This window comes from Streptomyces sp. NPDC097595 (assembly GCF_044761525.1).
Lineage (GTDB): Bacteria > Actinomycetota > Actinomycetes > Streptomycetales > Streptomycetaceae > Streptomyces > Streptomyces drozdowiczii_A.
Genome location: NZ_JBIWCN010000009.1, coordinates 53589 through 69576 on the forward strand (window position 1 = coordinate 53589; position 15988 = coordinate 69576).

Annotated in this window: 12 protein-coding genes, 1 pseudogene and 1 riboswitch; of the genes and pseudogenes, 8 read left to right on the forward strand and 5 right to left on the reverse strand. The window is 74.5% G+C overall.

Annotation, left to right across the window (positions count from 1 at the left end; all coding sequences use genetic code 11):
* Positions 1–117: 117 nt before the first annotated feature.
* The 3 genes from ACIQZN_RS15890 to ACIQZN_RS15900 all read right to left on the reverse strand — a co-directional run bounded on the left by ACIQZN_RS15890 (position 118) and on the right by ACIQZN_RS15900 (position 3451).
* Positions 118–1422 (reverse strand): hypothetical protein, encoded by a 1305-nt coding sequence (locus ACIQZN_RS15890; RefSeq protein ID WP_403993187.1) that lies wholly within the window; start codon positions 1420–1422, stop codon positions 118–120.
* A gap of 184 nt (positions 1423–1606) precedes the next feature.
* Entirely contained in the window at positions 1607–2734 is a 1128-nt protein-coding gene (locus ACIQZN_RS15895; protein WP_403993190.1) for an alpha/beta hydrolase, read from the reverse strand.
* A gap of 60 nt (positions 2735–2794) precedes the next feature.
* Entirely contained in the window at positions 2795–3451 is a 657-nt protein-coding gene (locus tag ACIQZN_RS15900) for a class II aldolase/adducin family protein (protein ID WP_403993193.1), read from the reverse strand.
* Between the two features lie 132 nt (positions 3452–3583).
* Between ACIQZN_RS15900 and ACIQZN_RS15905 the strand changes: the two genes are divergently transcribed.
* From ACIQZN_RS15905 to ACIQZN_RS15935, 7 genes are all read left to right on the forward strand, one after another.
* Positions 3584–4849, forward strand: coding sequence for an anion permease (locus tag ACIQZN_RS15905; RefSeq protein WP_403993196.1), 1266 nt, complete (start codon positions 3584–3586; stop codon positions 4847–4849).
* Positions 4850–4881: 32 nt separating this feature from the next.
* Positions 4882–5115, forward strand: coding sequence for a hypothetical protein (locus tag ACIQZN_RS15910; protein ID WP_403993199.1), 234 nt, complete (start codon positions 4882–4884; stop codon positions 5113–5115).
* A gap of 146 nt (positions 5116–5261) precedes the next feature.
* Positions 5262–5392, forward strand: a riboswitch (cobalamin riboswitch).
* Positions 5393–5514: 122 nt separating this feature from the next.
* On the forward strand, positions 5515–6498 hold the full coding sequence (locus ACIQZN_RS15915; protein ID WP_403993202.1) for a cobalamin biosynthesis protein: 984 nt from the start codon (positions 5515–5517) through the stop codon (positions 6496–6498).
* Complete coding sequence (locus ACIQZN_RS15920) at positions 6495–8048, forward strand: cobyric acid synthase (protein WP_403993205.1); 1554 nt, start codon at positions 6495–6497, stop codon at positions 8046–8048. The genes ACIQZN_RS15915 and ACIQZN_RS15920 overlap by 4 nt, the downstream gene beginning before the upstream one ends.
* Positions 8045–10066: a putative cobaltochelatase gene (locus tag ACIQZN_RS15925; RefSeq protein ID WP_403993209.1), complete on the forward strand. Its 2022-nt coding sequence runs from the start codon at positions 8045–8047 to the stop codon at positions 10064–10066. Before ACIQZN_RS15920 ends, ACIQZN_RS15925 begins: the two co-directional genes overlap by 4 nt.
* Complete coding sequence (gene cobO / locus ACIQZN_RS15930; protein ID WP_018104683.1) at positions 10066–10665, forward strand: cob(I)yrinic acid a,c-diamide adenosyltransferase; 600 nt, start codon at positions 10066–10068, stop codon at positions 10663–10665. The genes ACIQZN_RS15925 and cobO overlap by 1 nt, the downstream gene beginning before the upstream one ends.
* Positions 10662–12167: a cobyrinate a,c-diamide synthase gene (locus ACIQZN_RS15935; protein WP_403993726.1), complete on the forward strand. Its 1506-nt coding sequence runs from the start codon at positions 10662–10664 to the stop codon at positions 12165–12167. Before cobO ends, ACIQZN_RS15935 begins: the two co-directional genes overlap by 4 nt.
* A gap of 14 nt (positions 12168–12181) precedes the next feature.
* Here ACIQZN_RS15935 and ACIQZN_RS15940 read toward each other — a convergent pair whose 3' ends face one another.
* Positions 12182–12904, reverse strand: coding sequence for a ZIP family metal transporter (locus ACIQZN_RS15940; RefSeq protein ID WP_164634389.1), 723 nt, complete (start codon positions 12902–12904; stop codon positions 12182–12184).
* A gap of 42 nt (positions 12905–12946) precedes the next feature.
* Between ACIQZN_RS15940 and cobC the strand changes: the two are divergent.
* A pseudogene (gene cobC / locus ACIQZN_RS15945) lies at positions 12947–14542 on the forward strand (Rv2231c family pyridoxal phosphate-dependent protein CobC); the annotation flags it as partial.
* Between the two features lie 105 nt (positions 14543–14647).
* On the opposite strand, the gene ACIQZN_RS15950 reads toward cobC, so the two are convergent.
* Entirely contained in the window at positions 14648–15775 is a 1128-nt protein-coding gene (locus ACIQZN_RS15950; RefSeq protein ID WP_403993213.1) for an SCO1860 family LAETG-anchored protein, read from the reverse strand.
* Between the last annotated feature and the right edge of the window lie 213 nt (positions 15776–15988).

The window sequence follows — 15988 nt, forward strand, 5'->3', positions numbered from 1 at the left end:
GGCCTGTTCCCCTACCCGCCCCTTCCCGAAACCGGGGCTCCGCCCCGGACCCCGCGCCTCAAACGCCGGCGAGGCTGAATTGCGCGCTGCGGTGGGTTTCGCGGCAGCGCCCCCGCGTTACGAGCCGCCCGTGTGGACCTGGAAAGCCGCCTTGCGGACTGCCTTGGCCAGGGCCGGGTCCGGGTGGGCCGCGGCCAGGGCCACCAGGACCTGGACCGTGCGGGGGTGGCCGACGGCGCGGACCTCGTCCAGGAGGGCCGGGACCGTGCCCTGGACCGCCGAGTCCAGGTGGCGGACCAGGAGGCCCGTCTCACCGTGGTCGGCGACGGCCGCCGCCGTGTCGACCCAGAGCCACGTGGCCTCCTCGCGGCTGAGGACCTCCTGAGCGTCCTCGGGGTCCCTGCCGTCGTACTCGGCGAGCCACAGCAGCGCGTACGGGCGCAGCGACGGGGCGGTCAGGACGGCCCGGACCTCGGGCTCCGCGGGGGCGCCGACCACGCGCAGGGCCTCGAAGGCCAGGCCGCGCAGCAACGCGTCCTCGCCCCGGGCGACGTCGAGCAGTTCGGCGACGGCGCTGCCGACGGGGCGGGCGGCCAGCCAGGCGCGGTATTCGGCGCGGGCGGGGCCGGGGGTGAGGCGGGCGCAGCCGAGGAGCATGTCGGCGGCGGCCTGCTCGATGTTGCCTGCGGGACTCTGCGCGGCGACGCAGATCTGTTCCAGCTTGACCCAGACCGCCCAGTTGCCGAGCGGCGTCAGCGTGGCCTGGCCCGCGCCGAGGGTGAGCGCCCCGACGTCGGCCAGGCCCTCCAGGGCCCAGTCGAGCAGCCGGGCGACGAGCGCCGGGGGGTGGGCGGTGGGGGCCGGTTCGGCGGGGGCGGGCAGCGGCTCGGGGCCGTACGGCACCTCGCAGCGCTCCTCGTGGAGCTCCGCGACGCGCTGGCCGAGGAGGTCGAGGAGGGCGGGCACGGTGACCGGGCCGGCCGAGAGCTGGAGCAGCGAGAGGACCTGGGGCACGGCCTCGACGGCCTCGGCGACGGCGGTGGACTCGACGCCCCGGGGCGCGGGGTGGACGAGCGACCAGGCGTCGAAGAGGGCGACCCAGCCGCGCAGCACCGCGGAGTCGTCCCGGTCCCAGGCGCGCAGCCGCCAGCCGGGCCGTGCGGTGTCGCCGTGGAGTTCGACCAGTCCGGCGAGCCGGGCCCGGTCCCAGCCGGAGCGCACCTGCTCCGGAGAGATGTCCAGCGCGGCGGCGGCGTGTTCGAGGGCGGCCGGCGGTGTGGTGCCGGGGGCCGCCCCGTCGGCCGCCCAGCGGGCGATGCGTACGGCGTCGGCGAGGGCCGTCCGGGCCTGGCGGGCCAGCTCCGCCCGGGGTGGGGTGCCCTCGGGCGGGCGCGGCGCGGGCCTGGTGCGCCGTGTGGTCACGGCCCTTCGGGCGGTGGTGAGGGGTCGCGGGCGGACAAGACGCAGCCTGGAGTCGCGCGGGGTACGGGACGTCACGGGAGCAGTCTTGCCCCTGACGGCCCGAAAGCCCAAACGGAACCCGGGTCACCGGCGTTGACGGGGCCGCGCACCGCCCGGGACCAATCGGCCGAACCGGCGCATCACCTCACATCAGGGGCGTGAGGAAGCGGCGCACGGTCTCTTCGTAGTGGGCCGGGTCGGCGTTCCACATCGCCGCATGCGGAGCGCGGTCCACGGTGTGCAGCGAGACCGTGTCGGGGCGGGTCGCGGCAAGCCGGCGGGAGTGCACCCAGGGCGCCAGCGTGTCGTCGGGGCCGTGGAAGATCAGCGTCGGGACGTGCAGGGTCGCCGGCAGCGAAGTCTCCAGGAGCCCCGTGCCGTGCAGTCCGGTCTGCCCCTGCGCGGCGCGGACGGCCAGCGGCAGCAGCGCGGCGGGGACCCCGCGTGCGGCGGCCAGGCCGCGCAGGGTGTCGTTCCAGTCCAGGACGGGCGAGTCGAGGACGAGGCCGGAGATCCGGTCGCGGAGCGCGGAGCCCACGCAGGCGTGCAGCGCCATGGACGCGCCGGTGGACCAGCCGTACAGGATGACCTGCTCGGCGCCGTTGCGGACGGCGAAGCGGATCGCGGCGTCCAGGTCGCGCCACTCGGACTCGCCGAGGTGGCCGAGGCCGTCCGGGGAGCGGGGGGCGCCCGGGTCGCCCCGGTAGGCGAGGTCGAGCACGGGGAACTGCTGGTCGTGCAGGAAGGGGACGAGGTTCAGCGGGTGCTCGCGGGTGGCGCCGATGCCGTGGACGGTGATGACCCAGGTGGGGCGGGGCGCCGGGACGTACCAGGCGGGCAGTTCGCCCAGCTCGCCCGGGATCCGCACCTCGCGGAAGGCCAGGCCGAGCGCGCTGCCGGGGTCGCCGCTGTACACCTGGGGCGTGAGGCGGACCTTGTCGCCGGGGGCGAGGATGCCGTGGTCGACGCGTTCCAGCCGGCGCACGACGGTGTCGGCGGCCTGGTGGGCCCGGTCGATCACGGGGCCGACGACGGCGAGGACGTCCTTGCCGGTCAGCCCGTACGTGCCGGGGCGCAGCGAGGTGAGGGACCGGGTCAGGGTGACCTGTCCGGCGGCCGTGGCGTGGACGGTGAGTTCGCGGTCGGCGGGGAGCGGTCGGCCGGGCGGCGTCCTGAGGGCGACGTCGCCGGCGAACCGGCCGGCCGCGACCGCTGCCGCGCCGGCGCCGATGAGTGTGGTGACGGCCGCTGCCGTCGCGGTAACCGGGCGCACACCCTCAGTGTCGGGGTCCGGGCGCCGCGATGCCAGTGGGCAGGGCCGTCCGGTGCGGCGTCAGCGCTGCCCGTATCCCTTCAGCGCCTCCAGGACCTCGCCGAGCTGGTCGCCCGACAGCAGGGCCGGGGTGCGGCCGGGTACGGCGCTCGCGGTGAGCCAGACGTGGCAGAGCCATTCGAGCTGGGCGGTGCGGTCGTACGCCTGGTCGAGGGTGGCGCCGTAGGTGACGGTGCCGTGGTTGGCGAGCAGGCAGCCGGTGCGGTCGCGGAGGGCGGTGAGCATGTTCGCGGCGAGTTCGGGGGTGCCGTAGCGGGCGTAGGGGGCGACCCGGACCGTGCCGCCGAGCATGGCGGCGGCGTAGTGGACCGGGGGGACCTCGGTGACGAGGGTGGAGACGGCCGTGGCGTGGACCGCGTGGGTGTGCACGACGGCCCTCGCGTCGGTGTTCCGGTAGACGGCGAGGTGCAGGGGAAGTTCGCTGGTGGGGGCCAGTGTCCCGTAGGTCTGGTTGCCTTCCGGATCGACGCCGGTCAGGTCCTCGGGGCGCAGCCGGTCGTACGGCACTCCGCTGGGCGTGACCAGCACCGTGTCGCCGACCCGCAGCGAGACGTTTCCGGAGGTTCCGACGACCAGTCCCTCGGCCGCCGTGCGGCGCGCCGCGGCGACGACCGCCTCCCATCCCCGGGCGATCGCGTCGTGCCGTCCGTCACTCATCCGAAGATCCTTTCCGGGCCCCGCCCGGCCACCGTCGCGGGGGTCACCGCAACGCCCTTCTCAGTTCATCTTCCGTTCACTCAAGTTGCCTACGTTCCACGTGCCAATGACGTCGAACGATTGCCTGGGTAAATGGAACACATCACGCTGCTGCTCGCGATAGTGATCGTGACAGCTCTAGTGTTCGATTTCACGAACGGTTTCCACGACACCGCCAACGCGATGGCCACGACCATCTCGACCGGCGCACTCAAACCCAAGACGGCGGTCGCGATGTCCGCCGTTCTCAATCTGGTCGGCGCGTTCCTGTCCGTGGAGGTCGCCAAGACGATCTCCGGCGGGATCGTCAACGAGGACGGCCTCAGAACCGAGGTCATCTTCGCGGCGCTCGTCGGCGCCATCCTGTGGAATCTTCTGACCTGGCTGGTCGGGCTCCCGTCCAGCTCCTCCCACGCACTGTTCGGCGGCCTCATCGGCGCCGCGGTGATGTCCGCCGGCTGGTCGTCGGTCAACGGCGGCACCGTCGTCACCAAGGTGCTGCTGCCCGCCGTCGCCGCCCCGATCGTGGCCGGCGCGGCCGCGCTCCTGGCCACCAGGCTCACGTACCGGATCGGCGGGAAGATCCGTAACGACGCCCAGGAGAAGGCCACCGCCAAGGGCTACCGGGCCGGCCAGATCGCCTCGGCCGGGCTCGTCTCGCTCGCCCACGGCACCAACGACGCGCAGAAGACGATGGGCATCATCACCCTGGCCCTGGTCACCGGTGGGGTCCTCTCCCCCGGCTCCAACCCGCCGGTCTGGGTCATCGTCAGCGCCGGCCTGGCCATCGCGCTCGGCACGTACCTCGGCGGCTGGCGCATCATCCGCACCATGGGCAGCGGCCTGACCGAGCTGAAGCCCCCGCAGGGCTTCGCCGCCCAGACCAGCGCGGCCACCGTCATCCTGGCCTCCTCGCACCTCGGCTTCTCCCTCTCCACCACGCAGTCCTGCTCCGGGGCCGTGATGGGCGCGGGCCTCGGCCGTAAGGGGGGTGTGGTCCGCTGGTCCACCGCCACCCGGATGTTCGTCGCCTGGGGCCTGACCCTGCCGGCGGCCGGTCTGGTCGGTGCGGGCGCCGAGTTCCTGACGAAACAGGGCACCTGGGGCGTCGTGGTCGTCGCGGCCCTCCTGATCGCCGGCTCCGGGGCGATCTGGGTGCTCTCGCGCCGCAAGCCCGTCGGCCACGGCGATGTCGCACCCGGCACCGAGGACACGGCCCCGGCCGAGCCCGCCGGTGTCGTCACCCAGGCCATCGCGGCCGTGAGCCCGCCGCCCACCGTGGCGCACGACCTCGCCGCCACCATCCCGGCGCCCGCCGCACCCGTCGCCGCCGATCCGGCCCGACCCGCCACGGTCTGACAGACCCCGGTACTCCGGTAAGGACACCCCGTATGAACATCGACTGGGCAGCTCTGGGCACCGTCTTCGGCGTCTCCCTCGTCGCCACCGTCGCCCTGGTGGGCCTCTTCACGCTCGGCATCGTCGGCCTCTCCAAGCAGCCGGAAACGGCCGCGCAGGGCGGTCCGGCGGGCTCCTCGCTCCTGTTGGCGCGCGCCGGGGCGTACGTCTGCTTCGGGCTGTGCGCGGCGGCGGTCGCGTACGGCATCTATCTCATCGTCGCCTGACGCGACACCCGCTCCATCGGGCCGGACGCACCTCGTGCGCGTCCGGCCCGATGTGCGTCCGCCCCCACCCTGCCGTCGCAGGTCAACGGCGAGTTGACGGGCGTTCGCGGGGCGTGGTGGACTGCCGGAGCCATTACGGCGACAGCAGAGGAAGCCGGTGCGAATCCGGCGCGGTCCCGCCACTGTCACCGGGGAGCGGTCCCCCACCGCACGTCACGGCCCGCGCGAGCGGGCTGGAAGACCGGGGGAATCCGCCGATCCGGAAGCCAGGAGACTCTTGTCGCCGTCACGTCGAACCAGGGCGCGGACCCTGAGTGAGGACATATCGCCATGCCCGGCTGCCGTGCGCCCCTCTCCCCACAGCCTCTGTCGGCGGACTCCGGTACGGCCGGCTGAACCGTGCGTGCCGATCGCATCTACGCGTACGGCGCCACCGCCGGCCTGATCGGCGACCTGCTGCTCGGTGACCCCCGCAGGGGCCACCCGGTCGCCGCCTTCGGGCGGGCCGCCGCGGCCGTCGAGGACCGGCTCTGGCGCGACCACCGCGGCCGGGGCGCCCTGCACACCCTGATCTGCGCCGGGGGCGCCGCCGCGGGCGCCGCGCTCGCCGCCCGCGCCCTGCGCCGCCACCCCGCCGCTTCCGTGGCCCTGACCGCCGCCGCCACCTGGTCCGTCGTCGGCGGTACGTCGCTGGGGCGCGAGGCCCGGGCCATCGGCGGGGCGCTCGACGCGGGGGACATCGAGCTGGCCCGGGAGCGGCTGCCGCACCTGTGCGGGCGCGACCCGCAGGCGCTGGACGGCCCCGGGATCGCGCGCGCCGTGGTGGAGTCCGTCGCCGAGAACACCTCGGACGCGGTGGTCGGCGCCCTCGTCTGGGGCGCCCTCGCCGGGGTCCCCGGGCTCGTCGGATTCCGCGCCGCCAACACGCTCGACGCGATGGTCGGCCACAAGTCGCCGCGCCATCTGCGGTACGGCTGGGCCTCGGCCCGGTTCGACGACCTCGCGGGCTGGCCCGGCGCCCGGCTCACCGCCCTGCTCGCCGTGGCCTCCGGCGGCCGCCCCCGCGAGGCCGTTCGGGCCTGGCGGGCGGACGCCGCGACCCACCCGAGCCCCAACGCGGGGCCCGTGGAGGCCGCGTTCGCCGGGGCGCTCGGCGTACGGCTGGGCGGGACCCTCGCCTACGGCGGCCGCGTCGAGCACCGGCCCGTGCTCAACGGGGAGGCCGGGCGCGCGGTGGAGACCGGGGACATCGAGCGCGCGGTGCGGCTCTCGCGCCGGGTGGGCGTGCTCGCCCTCGGCGTCAGCGTGGCCGCCCGGCTGGGCGCGGGGGCGGTCGCGCGCCGGGCCCGCAGACCTCGTACACCTGGACGGAGAACGATATGAGCGGCGGACTGCTGGTCGCCGGGACCACATCGGACGCGGGCAAGAGCGTCGTCACGGCGGGCATCTGCCGCTGGCTGGTGCGCCGGGGCGTGAAGGTCGCCCCGTTCAAGGCGCAGAACATGTCGCTGAACTCCTTCGTCACCCGCGAGGGCGCCGAGATCGGCCGGGCCCAGGCGATGCAGGCCCAGGCCGCCCGCGTGGAGCCGACCGCCCTGATGAACCCGGTGCTGCTCAAGCCCGGCGGCGACCGCTCCAGCCAGGTCGTCCTGATGGGGCGGCCGGTCGGCGAGATGAGCGCCCGCGGTTACCACGGCGGGCGGCAGGAACAGCTGCTGTCCACCGTCACGGACTGCCTGGAGCAGCTGCGGAGCACGTACGACGCGGTGATCTGCGAGGGCGCGGGCTCGCCCGCCGAGATCAACCTGCGCCGCACGGACATCGTGAACATGGGCATCGCCCGCGCGGCCCGCTTCCCGGTCGTGGTGGTCGGGGACATCGACCGGGGCGGGGTCTTCGCCTCGTTCTTCGGCACGACGGCGCTGCTCGCTCCGGAGGACCAGGAGCTGATCGCGGGATATCTGGTCAACAAGTTCCGGGGCGACGTCTCGCTGCTTGAGCCGGGGCTCGACATGCTGCGGGACCTGACGGGCCGTCCCACGTACGGAGTGCTGCCCTTCGCGCACGGGCTCGGCATCGACGAGGAGGACGGGCTGCGGGTGTCGCTGCGCGGCACCGTACGCGAGTCGACGGTCGCCCCGCCGCACGGCGAGGACGTCCTGCGCGTCGCCGTGTGCGCGATCCCGCTGATGTCGAACTTCACCGATGTGGACGCGCTGGCCGCCGAACCGGGCGTCGTCGTCCGCTTCGTGGACCGGCCCGAGGAGCTGGCCGACGCCGACCTCGTCATCGTGCCGGGCACCCGGGGCACCGTGAAGGCGCTCGCCTGGCTGCGTGAACGCGGCCTCGCCGAGGCGCTGCGGCGGCGCGCCGCCGAGGGGCGGCCGGTGCTCGGGATCTGCGGCGGCTACCAGATCCTCGGCGAGCACATCGAGGACGACGTCGAGTCGCGCGCCGGGCAGGTCGACGCGCTCGGGCTGCTGCCGGTGCGCGTCCGCTTCGACCGCGAGAAGACCCTCGCCCGGCCGACCGGCGAGGCGCTCGGTGAGCCCGTCGAGGGGTACGAGATCCATCACGGCGTCGCCGATGTGCGCGGCGGTGAACCGTTCCTGACGGACGGCCGCGGCACCCCGCTGGACGGCTGCCGGTCCGGGGCCGTCTGGGGCACGCACTGGCACGGTTCGCTGGAGAGCGACGCCTTCCGCCGCCGGTTCCTGGCCGAGATCGCCCGGCTCACCGGCCGCCGCTTCGTGCCCGCGCCCGACACCTGCTTCGCCGGTCTGCGCGAGGAACAGCTCGACCGCCTCGGCGACCTGATCGAGGAACACGCGGACACCGACGCGCTCTGGCGGCTCATCGAGTCGGGCGCGCCGACCGGTCTGCCGTTCATCCCGCCGGGAGCGCCCGCCATCCCCGTCAAGGAGGCCCTGTGAGTACGCCCTACCCCTTCACCGCCATCGTCGGCCAGGACGACCTGCGGCTCGGGCTGCTGCTCAACGCGGTCAGCCCGGCCGTGGGCGGGGTCCTGGTCCGTGGCGAGAAGGGCACCGCCAAGTCGACCGCCGTACGCGCGCTGGCCGCGCTGATGCCGGAGGTCGCCGTCGTTCCGGGGTGCCGCTTCTCGTGCGACCCCGGCGCGCCCGACCCGGCGTGTCCGGACGGCCCGCACGAGGACGCGGCCGGCGTGTCGCGGGCGGCGCGGACCGTGGAGCTGCCGGTCGGCGCCTCCGAGGACCGGCTCGTCGGGGCGCTCGACATCGAACGGGCCCTCGCGGAGGGCGTGAAGGCCTTCGAACCGGGCCTGCTCGCGGACGCGCACCGCGGAATCCTGTACGTGGACGAGGTCAACCTCCTCCACGACCATCTGGTGGACCTGCTGCTCGACGCGGCGGCCATGGGTGCCTCGTACGTGGAACGCGAGGGCGTCTCCGTACGGCATGCGGCGCGGTTCCTGCTCGTCGGGACGATGAACCCCGAAGAGGGCGAGCTGCGGCCCCAGTTGCTCGACCGGTTCGGGCTGACCGTCGAGGTCGCGGCGTCCCGGGAGACGGACCAGCGGGTGGAGGTCGTGCGGCGGCGGCTCGCTTACGAGGACGATCCGGCGGGCTTCGCGGCGCGCTGGGCCTCCGAGGAAGCGGAGTTGCGGGACCGGATCACGGCCGCCCGTGCGCTGCTGCCCGACGTGGTGCTCGGCGACAAGGCGTTGCGGCAGATCGCGGCGACCTGCGCGGCCTTCGAGGTCGACGGGATGCGCGCGGACATCGTCATGGCCAGGACCGCGACCGCGCTGGCCGCGTGGGCGGGGCGCACCGACGTACTCGCCGAGGACGTCCGGCAGGCGGCGCTGCTCGCGCTCCCCCACCGGAGGCGGCGCAACCCCTTCGACGCGCCGGGGCTCGACGAGGACAAGCTGGACGACACGCTGGAGCAGAACGGCGGCGGGGACGACGAGCCGGAGCCGGACGGGCCCGGTGACGGCGGTGGCGGCGGAGATGGCGGCGGGCTCCCGCCGCAGGGGGACGGGCCCGACACGCCGCCCCGCACCGAGGACGCCGCCGACGACACGCCCGGGGCGCCCGTGCCGGGCCAGGGCGGTGAGCAGCAGCCCGTACGGGCCGGGGAGCCGTTCCGTACGAAGATGCTCAGCGTGCCCGGTCTCGGCGAGGGCGCGGCGGGGCGGCGGTCCCGGGCGCGCACCGAGCACGGGCGGACGACCGGTTCGCGACGGCCCGAGGGCGCGCTGACCAAGCTGCATCTGGCCGCGACGGTCCTGGCCGCCGCCCCGCACCAGCGGGCACGGGGCCGGTCCGGGCGGGGGCTCGTGGTGCGGCGGGACGATCTGCGGCAGGCGACGCGGGAGGGGCGCGAGGGGAATCTCGTGCTGTTCGTCGTGGACGCCTCCGGGTCGATGGCCGCCCGGCAGCGCATGGGCGCCGTGAAGGGCGCGGTGCTGTCCCTGCTGATGGACGCGTATCAGCGGCGCGACAAGGTCGGGCTGGTCACCTTCCGGGGCCGGGACGCGGAGGTGGCGCTGCCGCCGACCTCGTCGGTGGACGCGGCTGCGGCCCGCCTTGAGTCGCTGCCGACGGGCGGGCGGACCCCGGTGGCCGCCGGGCTGCTGAAGGCGCACGACGTGCTGCGGGTGGAGCGGCTGCGCGACCCGTCCCGGCGGCCCCTGCTGGTCGTGGTGACGGACGGACGGGCGACCGGCGGGCCGGACCCGGTGGCGCTGGCCGCGCGCGCGGCCCGGCTGCACGCGGCCGAGGGCATCGCGTCGGTCGTCGTGGACTGCGAGACGGGCCCGGTACGGCTGGGGCTCGCGGCGAACCTCGCCGCCGACCTGGGCGGCACCGCCGTCACTCTGGACGAGCTGCGCGCCGAATCGATCGCCGGGCTGGTCAAGGACGTCCGGGGCGCGGGCCTCGGGCACACCGACAGGAGGGTCGCGTAATGCCGCAGGGACAGCCGGAGAGCGTGCCGGACGACGGACTCACCACCCGGCAGCGGCGCAACCGGCCGCTGCTGATGGTGCACACCGGCATCGGCAAGGGGAAGTCGACGGCGGCCTTCGGGCTCGCGCTGCGCGCCTGGAACCAGGGGTGGCCCATCGGGGTCTTCCAGTTCGTCAAGTCGGCGAAGTGGAAGGTCGGCGAGGAGAACGCGCTGAAGGTCCTCGGCGCGAGCGGCGAGGGCGGGTCCGTCGCCTGGCACAAGATGGGCGAGGGCTGGTCCTGGGTCCAGCGCGACGACCAGACGGACAACGAGGCGAAGGCCCGGGAGGGCTGGGAGCAGGTCAAGCGCGACCTGGCCGCCGAGACGTACCGGCTGTACGTGCTGGACGAGTTCGCCTATCCGCTGCACTGGGGGTGGATCGACACCGACGAGGTCGTCTCCGTCCTGCGCGACCGCCCCGGTACGCAGCACGTGGTGATCACCGGCCGCAACGCGCCCGCCGCGCTGCTGGACGCGGCGGACCTGGTGACGGACATGTCGAAGGTCAAGCACCCGATGGACGCCGGGCAGAAGGGCCAGAGGGGCATCGAGTGGTGAACATCCCCCGCCTGGTCATCGCCGCGCCCTCGTCCGGGAGCGGCAAGACCACCGTCGCGACGGGGCTGATGGCCGCGTTCGCCGCGCGGGGGCTCGCCGTGTCCGGGCACAAGGTGGGCCCCGACTACATCGACCCCGGCTTCCACACGCTGGCGACGGGGCGGCCGGGCCGCAACCTCGACGCGTACATGTGCGGGCCCGAGCTGATCGCGCCGCTGTTCGCGCACGGGGCGCGGGGGTGCGGGCTGGCCGTGGTCGAGGGCGTGATGGGGCTGTACGACGGGGCCTCGGGCCTCGGTGAGCTGGCGTCCACCGCGCATGTGGCGAAGCTGCTGCGGGCGCCGGTGGTGCTCGTCGTGGACGCGTCGTCGCAGTCGCGGTCGGTGGCGGCGCTGGTGCACGGGTTCGCGTCCTGGGACGCGGAGGTGCGGATCGGTGGGGTGATCCTCAACAAGGTGGGGTCCGACCGGCACGAGGCGTTGTTGCGGGAGGCGTTGGAGGAGTCGGGGGTGCCGGTGCTGGGGGTGTTGCGGCGGGTGGAGGGGGTTGCTGTGCCGTCGCGGCATCTGGGGTTGGTGCCGGTGGCTGAGCGGGGGGCCGATGCGGTGGCCGCTGTCGCGGCGATGGCTGGGCAGGTGGCTGCGGGGTGCGATCTGGAGGGGTTGTTGGCGTTGGCGCGGTCTGCGCCTGCGGTGCCGGGTGGGGCGGTGTGGGATGCGGGGGGTGCTGTCGCGGGGGGTGTTCCCCTACCCATCCCCAAGCTCTCAACTTCGTTCGAGCAGGGGAGACCCCACTCTTCCCGTAACCGGGGCTCTGCCCCGGACCCCGCTCCTCAAGCGCCGGAGGGGCTTGGTAGTACGTCGGCGGGGCTGAGTGGAGCAGCGAAGGGGCTGGATTCGCGTAGGCCTCTCGTTGCCGTTGCCGGTGGGGCCGCCTTTACGTTCTCGTATGCCGAGAACACCGAGTTGCTCGCCGCTGCCGGGGCTGATGTCGTTTCCTTTGATCCTCTGCGGGACGAGGCTCTGCCGCTCGGGACTCGGGGCGTCGTCATCGGGGGTGGGTTTCCCGAGGTGTACGCCCCCGAGTTGTCGGCCAACGAAGCGTTGCGGAAGGCCGTCGCGGAGTTGGCGTTCTCCGGGGCGCCGGTGGCTGCCGAGTGTGCCGGGTTGTTGTATCTGGGGCGGTCGTTGGACGGGCTGCCGATGTGTGGGGTGCTCGACGCCGATGCGCGGATGACCAAGCGGCTGACGCTCGGGTACCGGGACGCCGTGGCGCTCACCGACAACGTGCTGGCGCCCGCCGGGGCGCGGATGCGGGGGCACGAGTTCCACCGGACCGTCATCGAGCCGGGGGCGGGCGACGAGCCCGCCTGGGGCATGCACCGGCCCGAGCGGCGCGTCGAGGGGTTCGTCCGGGGCAACGTACACGCGAGTTATCTGCACACCCACTGGGCCGCCTCGCCCGGGACGGCCGCGCGGTTCGTCGAGCGGTGCCGGGGGTGAACGCGGGGCCGGGGTCACTGGGCGAGGCCCACCACCAGCCAGATGAAGCAGACGCCGGCCACCGTGCACAGCAGCGTGGAGCGGGCCGGGTGGTCGTGGTGGGCCTCGGGCAGGATCTCGGCGGCGGCGAGGTAGAGGAGCGCGCCGCCGAAGAAGCCGAGATAGCAGCCGAGCAGTTCCTCCGGCAGGGTGAACAGCAGCGTCGTCGCCGCCCCGACGACGGGCGCCGCCGCGTCCGCGAAGAGCATCGTGAGGGCCTTGCGGCGGGCGTTCCCGTACAGGCTGGTGATCGTGTACGTGTTGAAGCCGTCCGCGAAGTCGTGCGTGATCACGGCGAGCGCGACGGCCGCCCCCATCCCGCCGCCGACCTGGAAGGCCGCGCCGAGCGCGACGCCGTCCATCAGGCTGTGGCCGACCATCGCGGACGCCGCCGTCAGCCCGACCTGCGGGACCCGCTCCTCGGCCGCCCCGTGGGCCGCCTGGCGCACCGCGAGCAGCCGCTCCACGAGGTGGGCGACGAGGAAGCCGCCGACGAACAGCAGCAGCGCCGCCGGGACGCCGAAGACCAGGCCGCCCGCCGCCTCCACCGCCTCGGGCAGCAGGTCCAGGCCGACGACGCCGAGCATCAGCCCGCCGGCCAGGCCGAGGACCAGGTGGCGGCGGTCGCTGACGCGCTGGGCGACCCAGCCGCCCGCCAGGGTCATCAGGAACGCGCCGAGCGCGACGAACACCGCCATGGCCTCTTGCTAGCCGATGCACCCCGCTCCGCGCATCTCGGCGCGCTCGTCGTCGGCGTCGGCGCGTCCCGGGGTGTCTCCGCCGACGAGGTCACCGGGCTGGTCCTGGAGGTGCTGCGGGAGGCGGGGCTCACGGGGATCGCCGAGTTGGTCACCGTCACGGCGAAGGCCCGGGAGCCGGGGCTGCTGGCCGCCGCCGCCCGGCTCGGGGTCCCGCTGCGCGCCTACCCGGCGGCCGTGCTCGCCCTGGTCCCCGTCCCGCACCCCTCCGGGGCGGCGCTCGCCGCCCTCGGCACCCCCTCGGTGGCCGAGGCCGCCGCCCTCGCCGGCGGCGGTCAACTCCTCGTACCCAAAAGGAAGTCGCGGCCGCGCGACGGGCACCCGTCGATGGCCACCTGCGCGGTCGTGCGCCGGCCGGTCGGGACCGTTGCGTGAAACGTCTGGACCGTTGCGTGAAAGAGGGTGCGGGGCGCATAGTCATCCTGCCGGAGTCCACCCAGGCCACGGCGCACTCCCCCACACCACACCCCCACCACGGCGGTCATGCACACTCCCACTGAGAGTCCCGACGCGACAGGCGCGGGCACCCACGATCTGCGTCACCACGGAGACGCGGAAGTACGCGGACGGGGCCGGGATCTGACCGATCTCGCCGTCAACGTACGGGCCGGCACCCCACCGGCCTGGCTGAAGGAGCGCATAGCCGGCTCCCTGGGCATGCTCGCCGCGTACCCGGACGGCCGCGAGGCCCGCGAGGCCGTCGCCGCGCGGCACGAACTGTCCCCTGAGCGCGTCCTGTTGACCGCCGGCGCGGCGGAGGCGTTCGTCCTCATCGCCCGCGCGCTGCCCGCCCGGCGGCCGTATGTGGTGCACCCCCAGTTCACCGAGCCGGAGGCGGCGCTGCGCGCGGCCGGGCACGAGGTGGGGCGGGTGCTGCTGCGGGCCGAGGACGACTTCCGGCTCGACCCGGCGGACGTGCCCGACGACGCGGATCTGGTGGTCGTCGGCAACCCGACCAACCCCACGTCCGTCCTCCATCCCGCCGCCGTCCTCGAACGCCTCGCGCGTCCCGGGCGGACCCTGGTGGTGGACGAGGCGTTCATGGACGCGGTGCCGGGCGAGCGCGAGGCCCTGATCGGGCGTACGGACATCCCCGGGCTCGTCGTCCTGCGCAGCCTCACCAAGACCTGGGGGCTCGCCGGGCTGCGCATCGGTTACGCGGCGGCCGACCCGGAGACGATCCGCACCCTGGAGGAGGCGCAGCCGCTGTGGCCCGTGTCGTCGCCCGCGCTGGCGGCGGCGGAGGCGTGCGTGGAGCCGCGCGCGCTGGCGGAGGCCGCCGGGGCGGCGGACCGGATCGTGGTGGACCGGGCGCATCTGGTGGCCGGGCTGCGGGAGTTCTCCGAGGTCCGGGTGGTGGAGCCGGCCGAGGGGCCGTTCGTGCTGATTCGGCTCGACGGGGCCGCCGAGATAAGGGAGCGGCTGCGGATGCTGGGGTTCGCGGCGCGGCGAGGAGATACGTTTCCTGGGCTCGGGGACGGCTGGCTGCGGCTGGCGGTACGCGACCGGACGACGACCAACCGCTTCCTCCAGGCGCTGGACCTGGCGCTCCAGGCGCTGACGGTGGCGGGGCGGTAGCGAAGGGCGCTCCGGGTGGTGGGCGGTGCTCCAACAGGTGAGCGGTGCTCCCCCCTCGGAGCACCGCTCACCCTCCCCTCCCCCGGGGTTCCTCCCCTCGGGCCGTCAGCCTCGGGCGCGGCGCCGGGTCAGGACCATGGCGCCCGCGCCGGCCGCCAGCAGCAGCGCCGCGCCGCCCGCGATGTACGGGGTGCTGGAGCTGCTGCCCGTCTCGGCCAGGTCCGCGTCGGTGGCGGCCGGGGCCTGGTCCGTACCGGTCTGGGTCTTCACGTCGCCGCCGCCCCCGGTGGAGCCGGCCTTGTCGCCGCCGCCCGTGGAGCCGCCGTTCCCGGAGCCGCCGTTCCCGGAGCCGCCGTCGGTCGAACCGCCCCCGGTCGCGCCGCCGTTGTCGTTGCCCCCGTTGTCGTTGCCGCCGTTCTCGTTCCCGCCGTTCTCGTTGCCCCCGTTGTCGCCGCCGCCGTTGTGGCCACCCCCGTTGTGGCCGCCCCCGTTGTCGCCGCCGCCCGTGTGGCCGCCGTGGCCCTTCGGGGTTTCGCAGGTGGCCTCGGCGAGCGTGACCTCACCCTTGACGTCCGCGACGTTCAGGTGGCCCGGGTTGACCGAGACCTTCAGCTGGAGCGCCACCGCCGCGGCCGTGCGCGAGGTGGTCTCCGTCTTCGACAGGTCGAGCGTCACCTCGCCGACCTGCGGCACCGCCACCCGCGTGGTGCCGCCGGCCGTGAGCGTGACGCGCTTGCCGAGCACCGACACGTGCCCGAGCACATTGGACTCGGCGACCGGCCGGCTGCCCACCTCGCAGACCGCCTTCGAGGTGACCTTCTCCACCTCGATCAGGGGGAACACCGAAAGCCCCGGCAGGCTCACCCGCGCCTTGGCGAGGTTGCTGTAGCCGGCGGCCCTGCGCTTGTCGGCGGTGGCCTTCGCGGTGGCCACGTCCGCCTTGAGGACGCTGAACGGCTTTCCGCGGTCCACCCCGTCGAGCCGCACGCTGAGCGCGGTCTCCTCGGCGGTGCGCGGTGCCCGCACCTCGTTGAGGGTGACCTTCAACGGCACGTCGACCGTCTTGTTGAGGAGGGAGACGTCGAGTGCGGTACGGAGCACGACCGCGCTCGCCTTCCCGCCGCCGGCCGTATCGGTCGTCGCGGGGGCGGCATGGGCCGGGATCGCGACCAGGGCGGCGACGGGCGCGGCGGCGACCGCCAGCGCGGCGAGGCGGAAGGTGTTGCTGTTCAAGATGGTGGAACCCCCACAGGAGACATGGAGCCACCGGCGCGCCGTCCAATGGGGGACATCGCGGGCACCGGTGGCCTCGACTCCGTGAATCTTTACGCACAGAGGGTGAACTGGCGGACAGCTGAGGCCAGTTCACTCCAAAGGGGGGTTTCCGCGCCTGTATTCGAATATTCCGGCACGTGCGTTCCTCGGGTTCACCCGTTTCACTGAGCG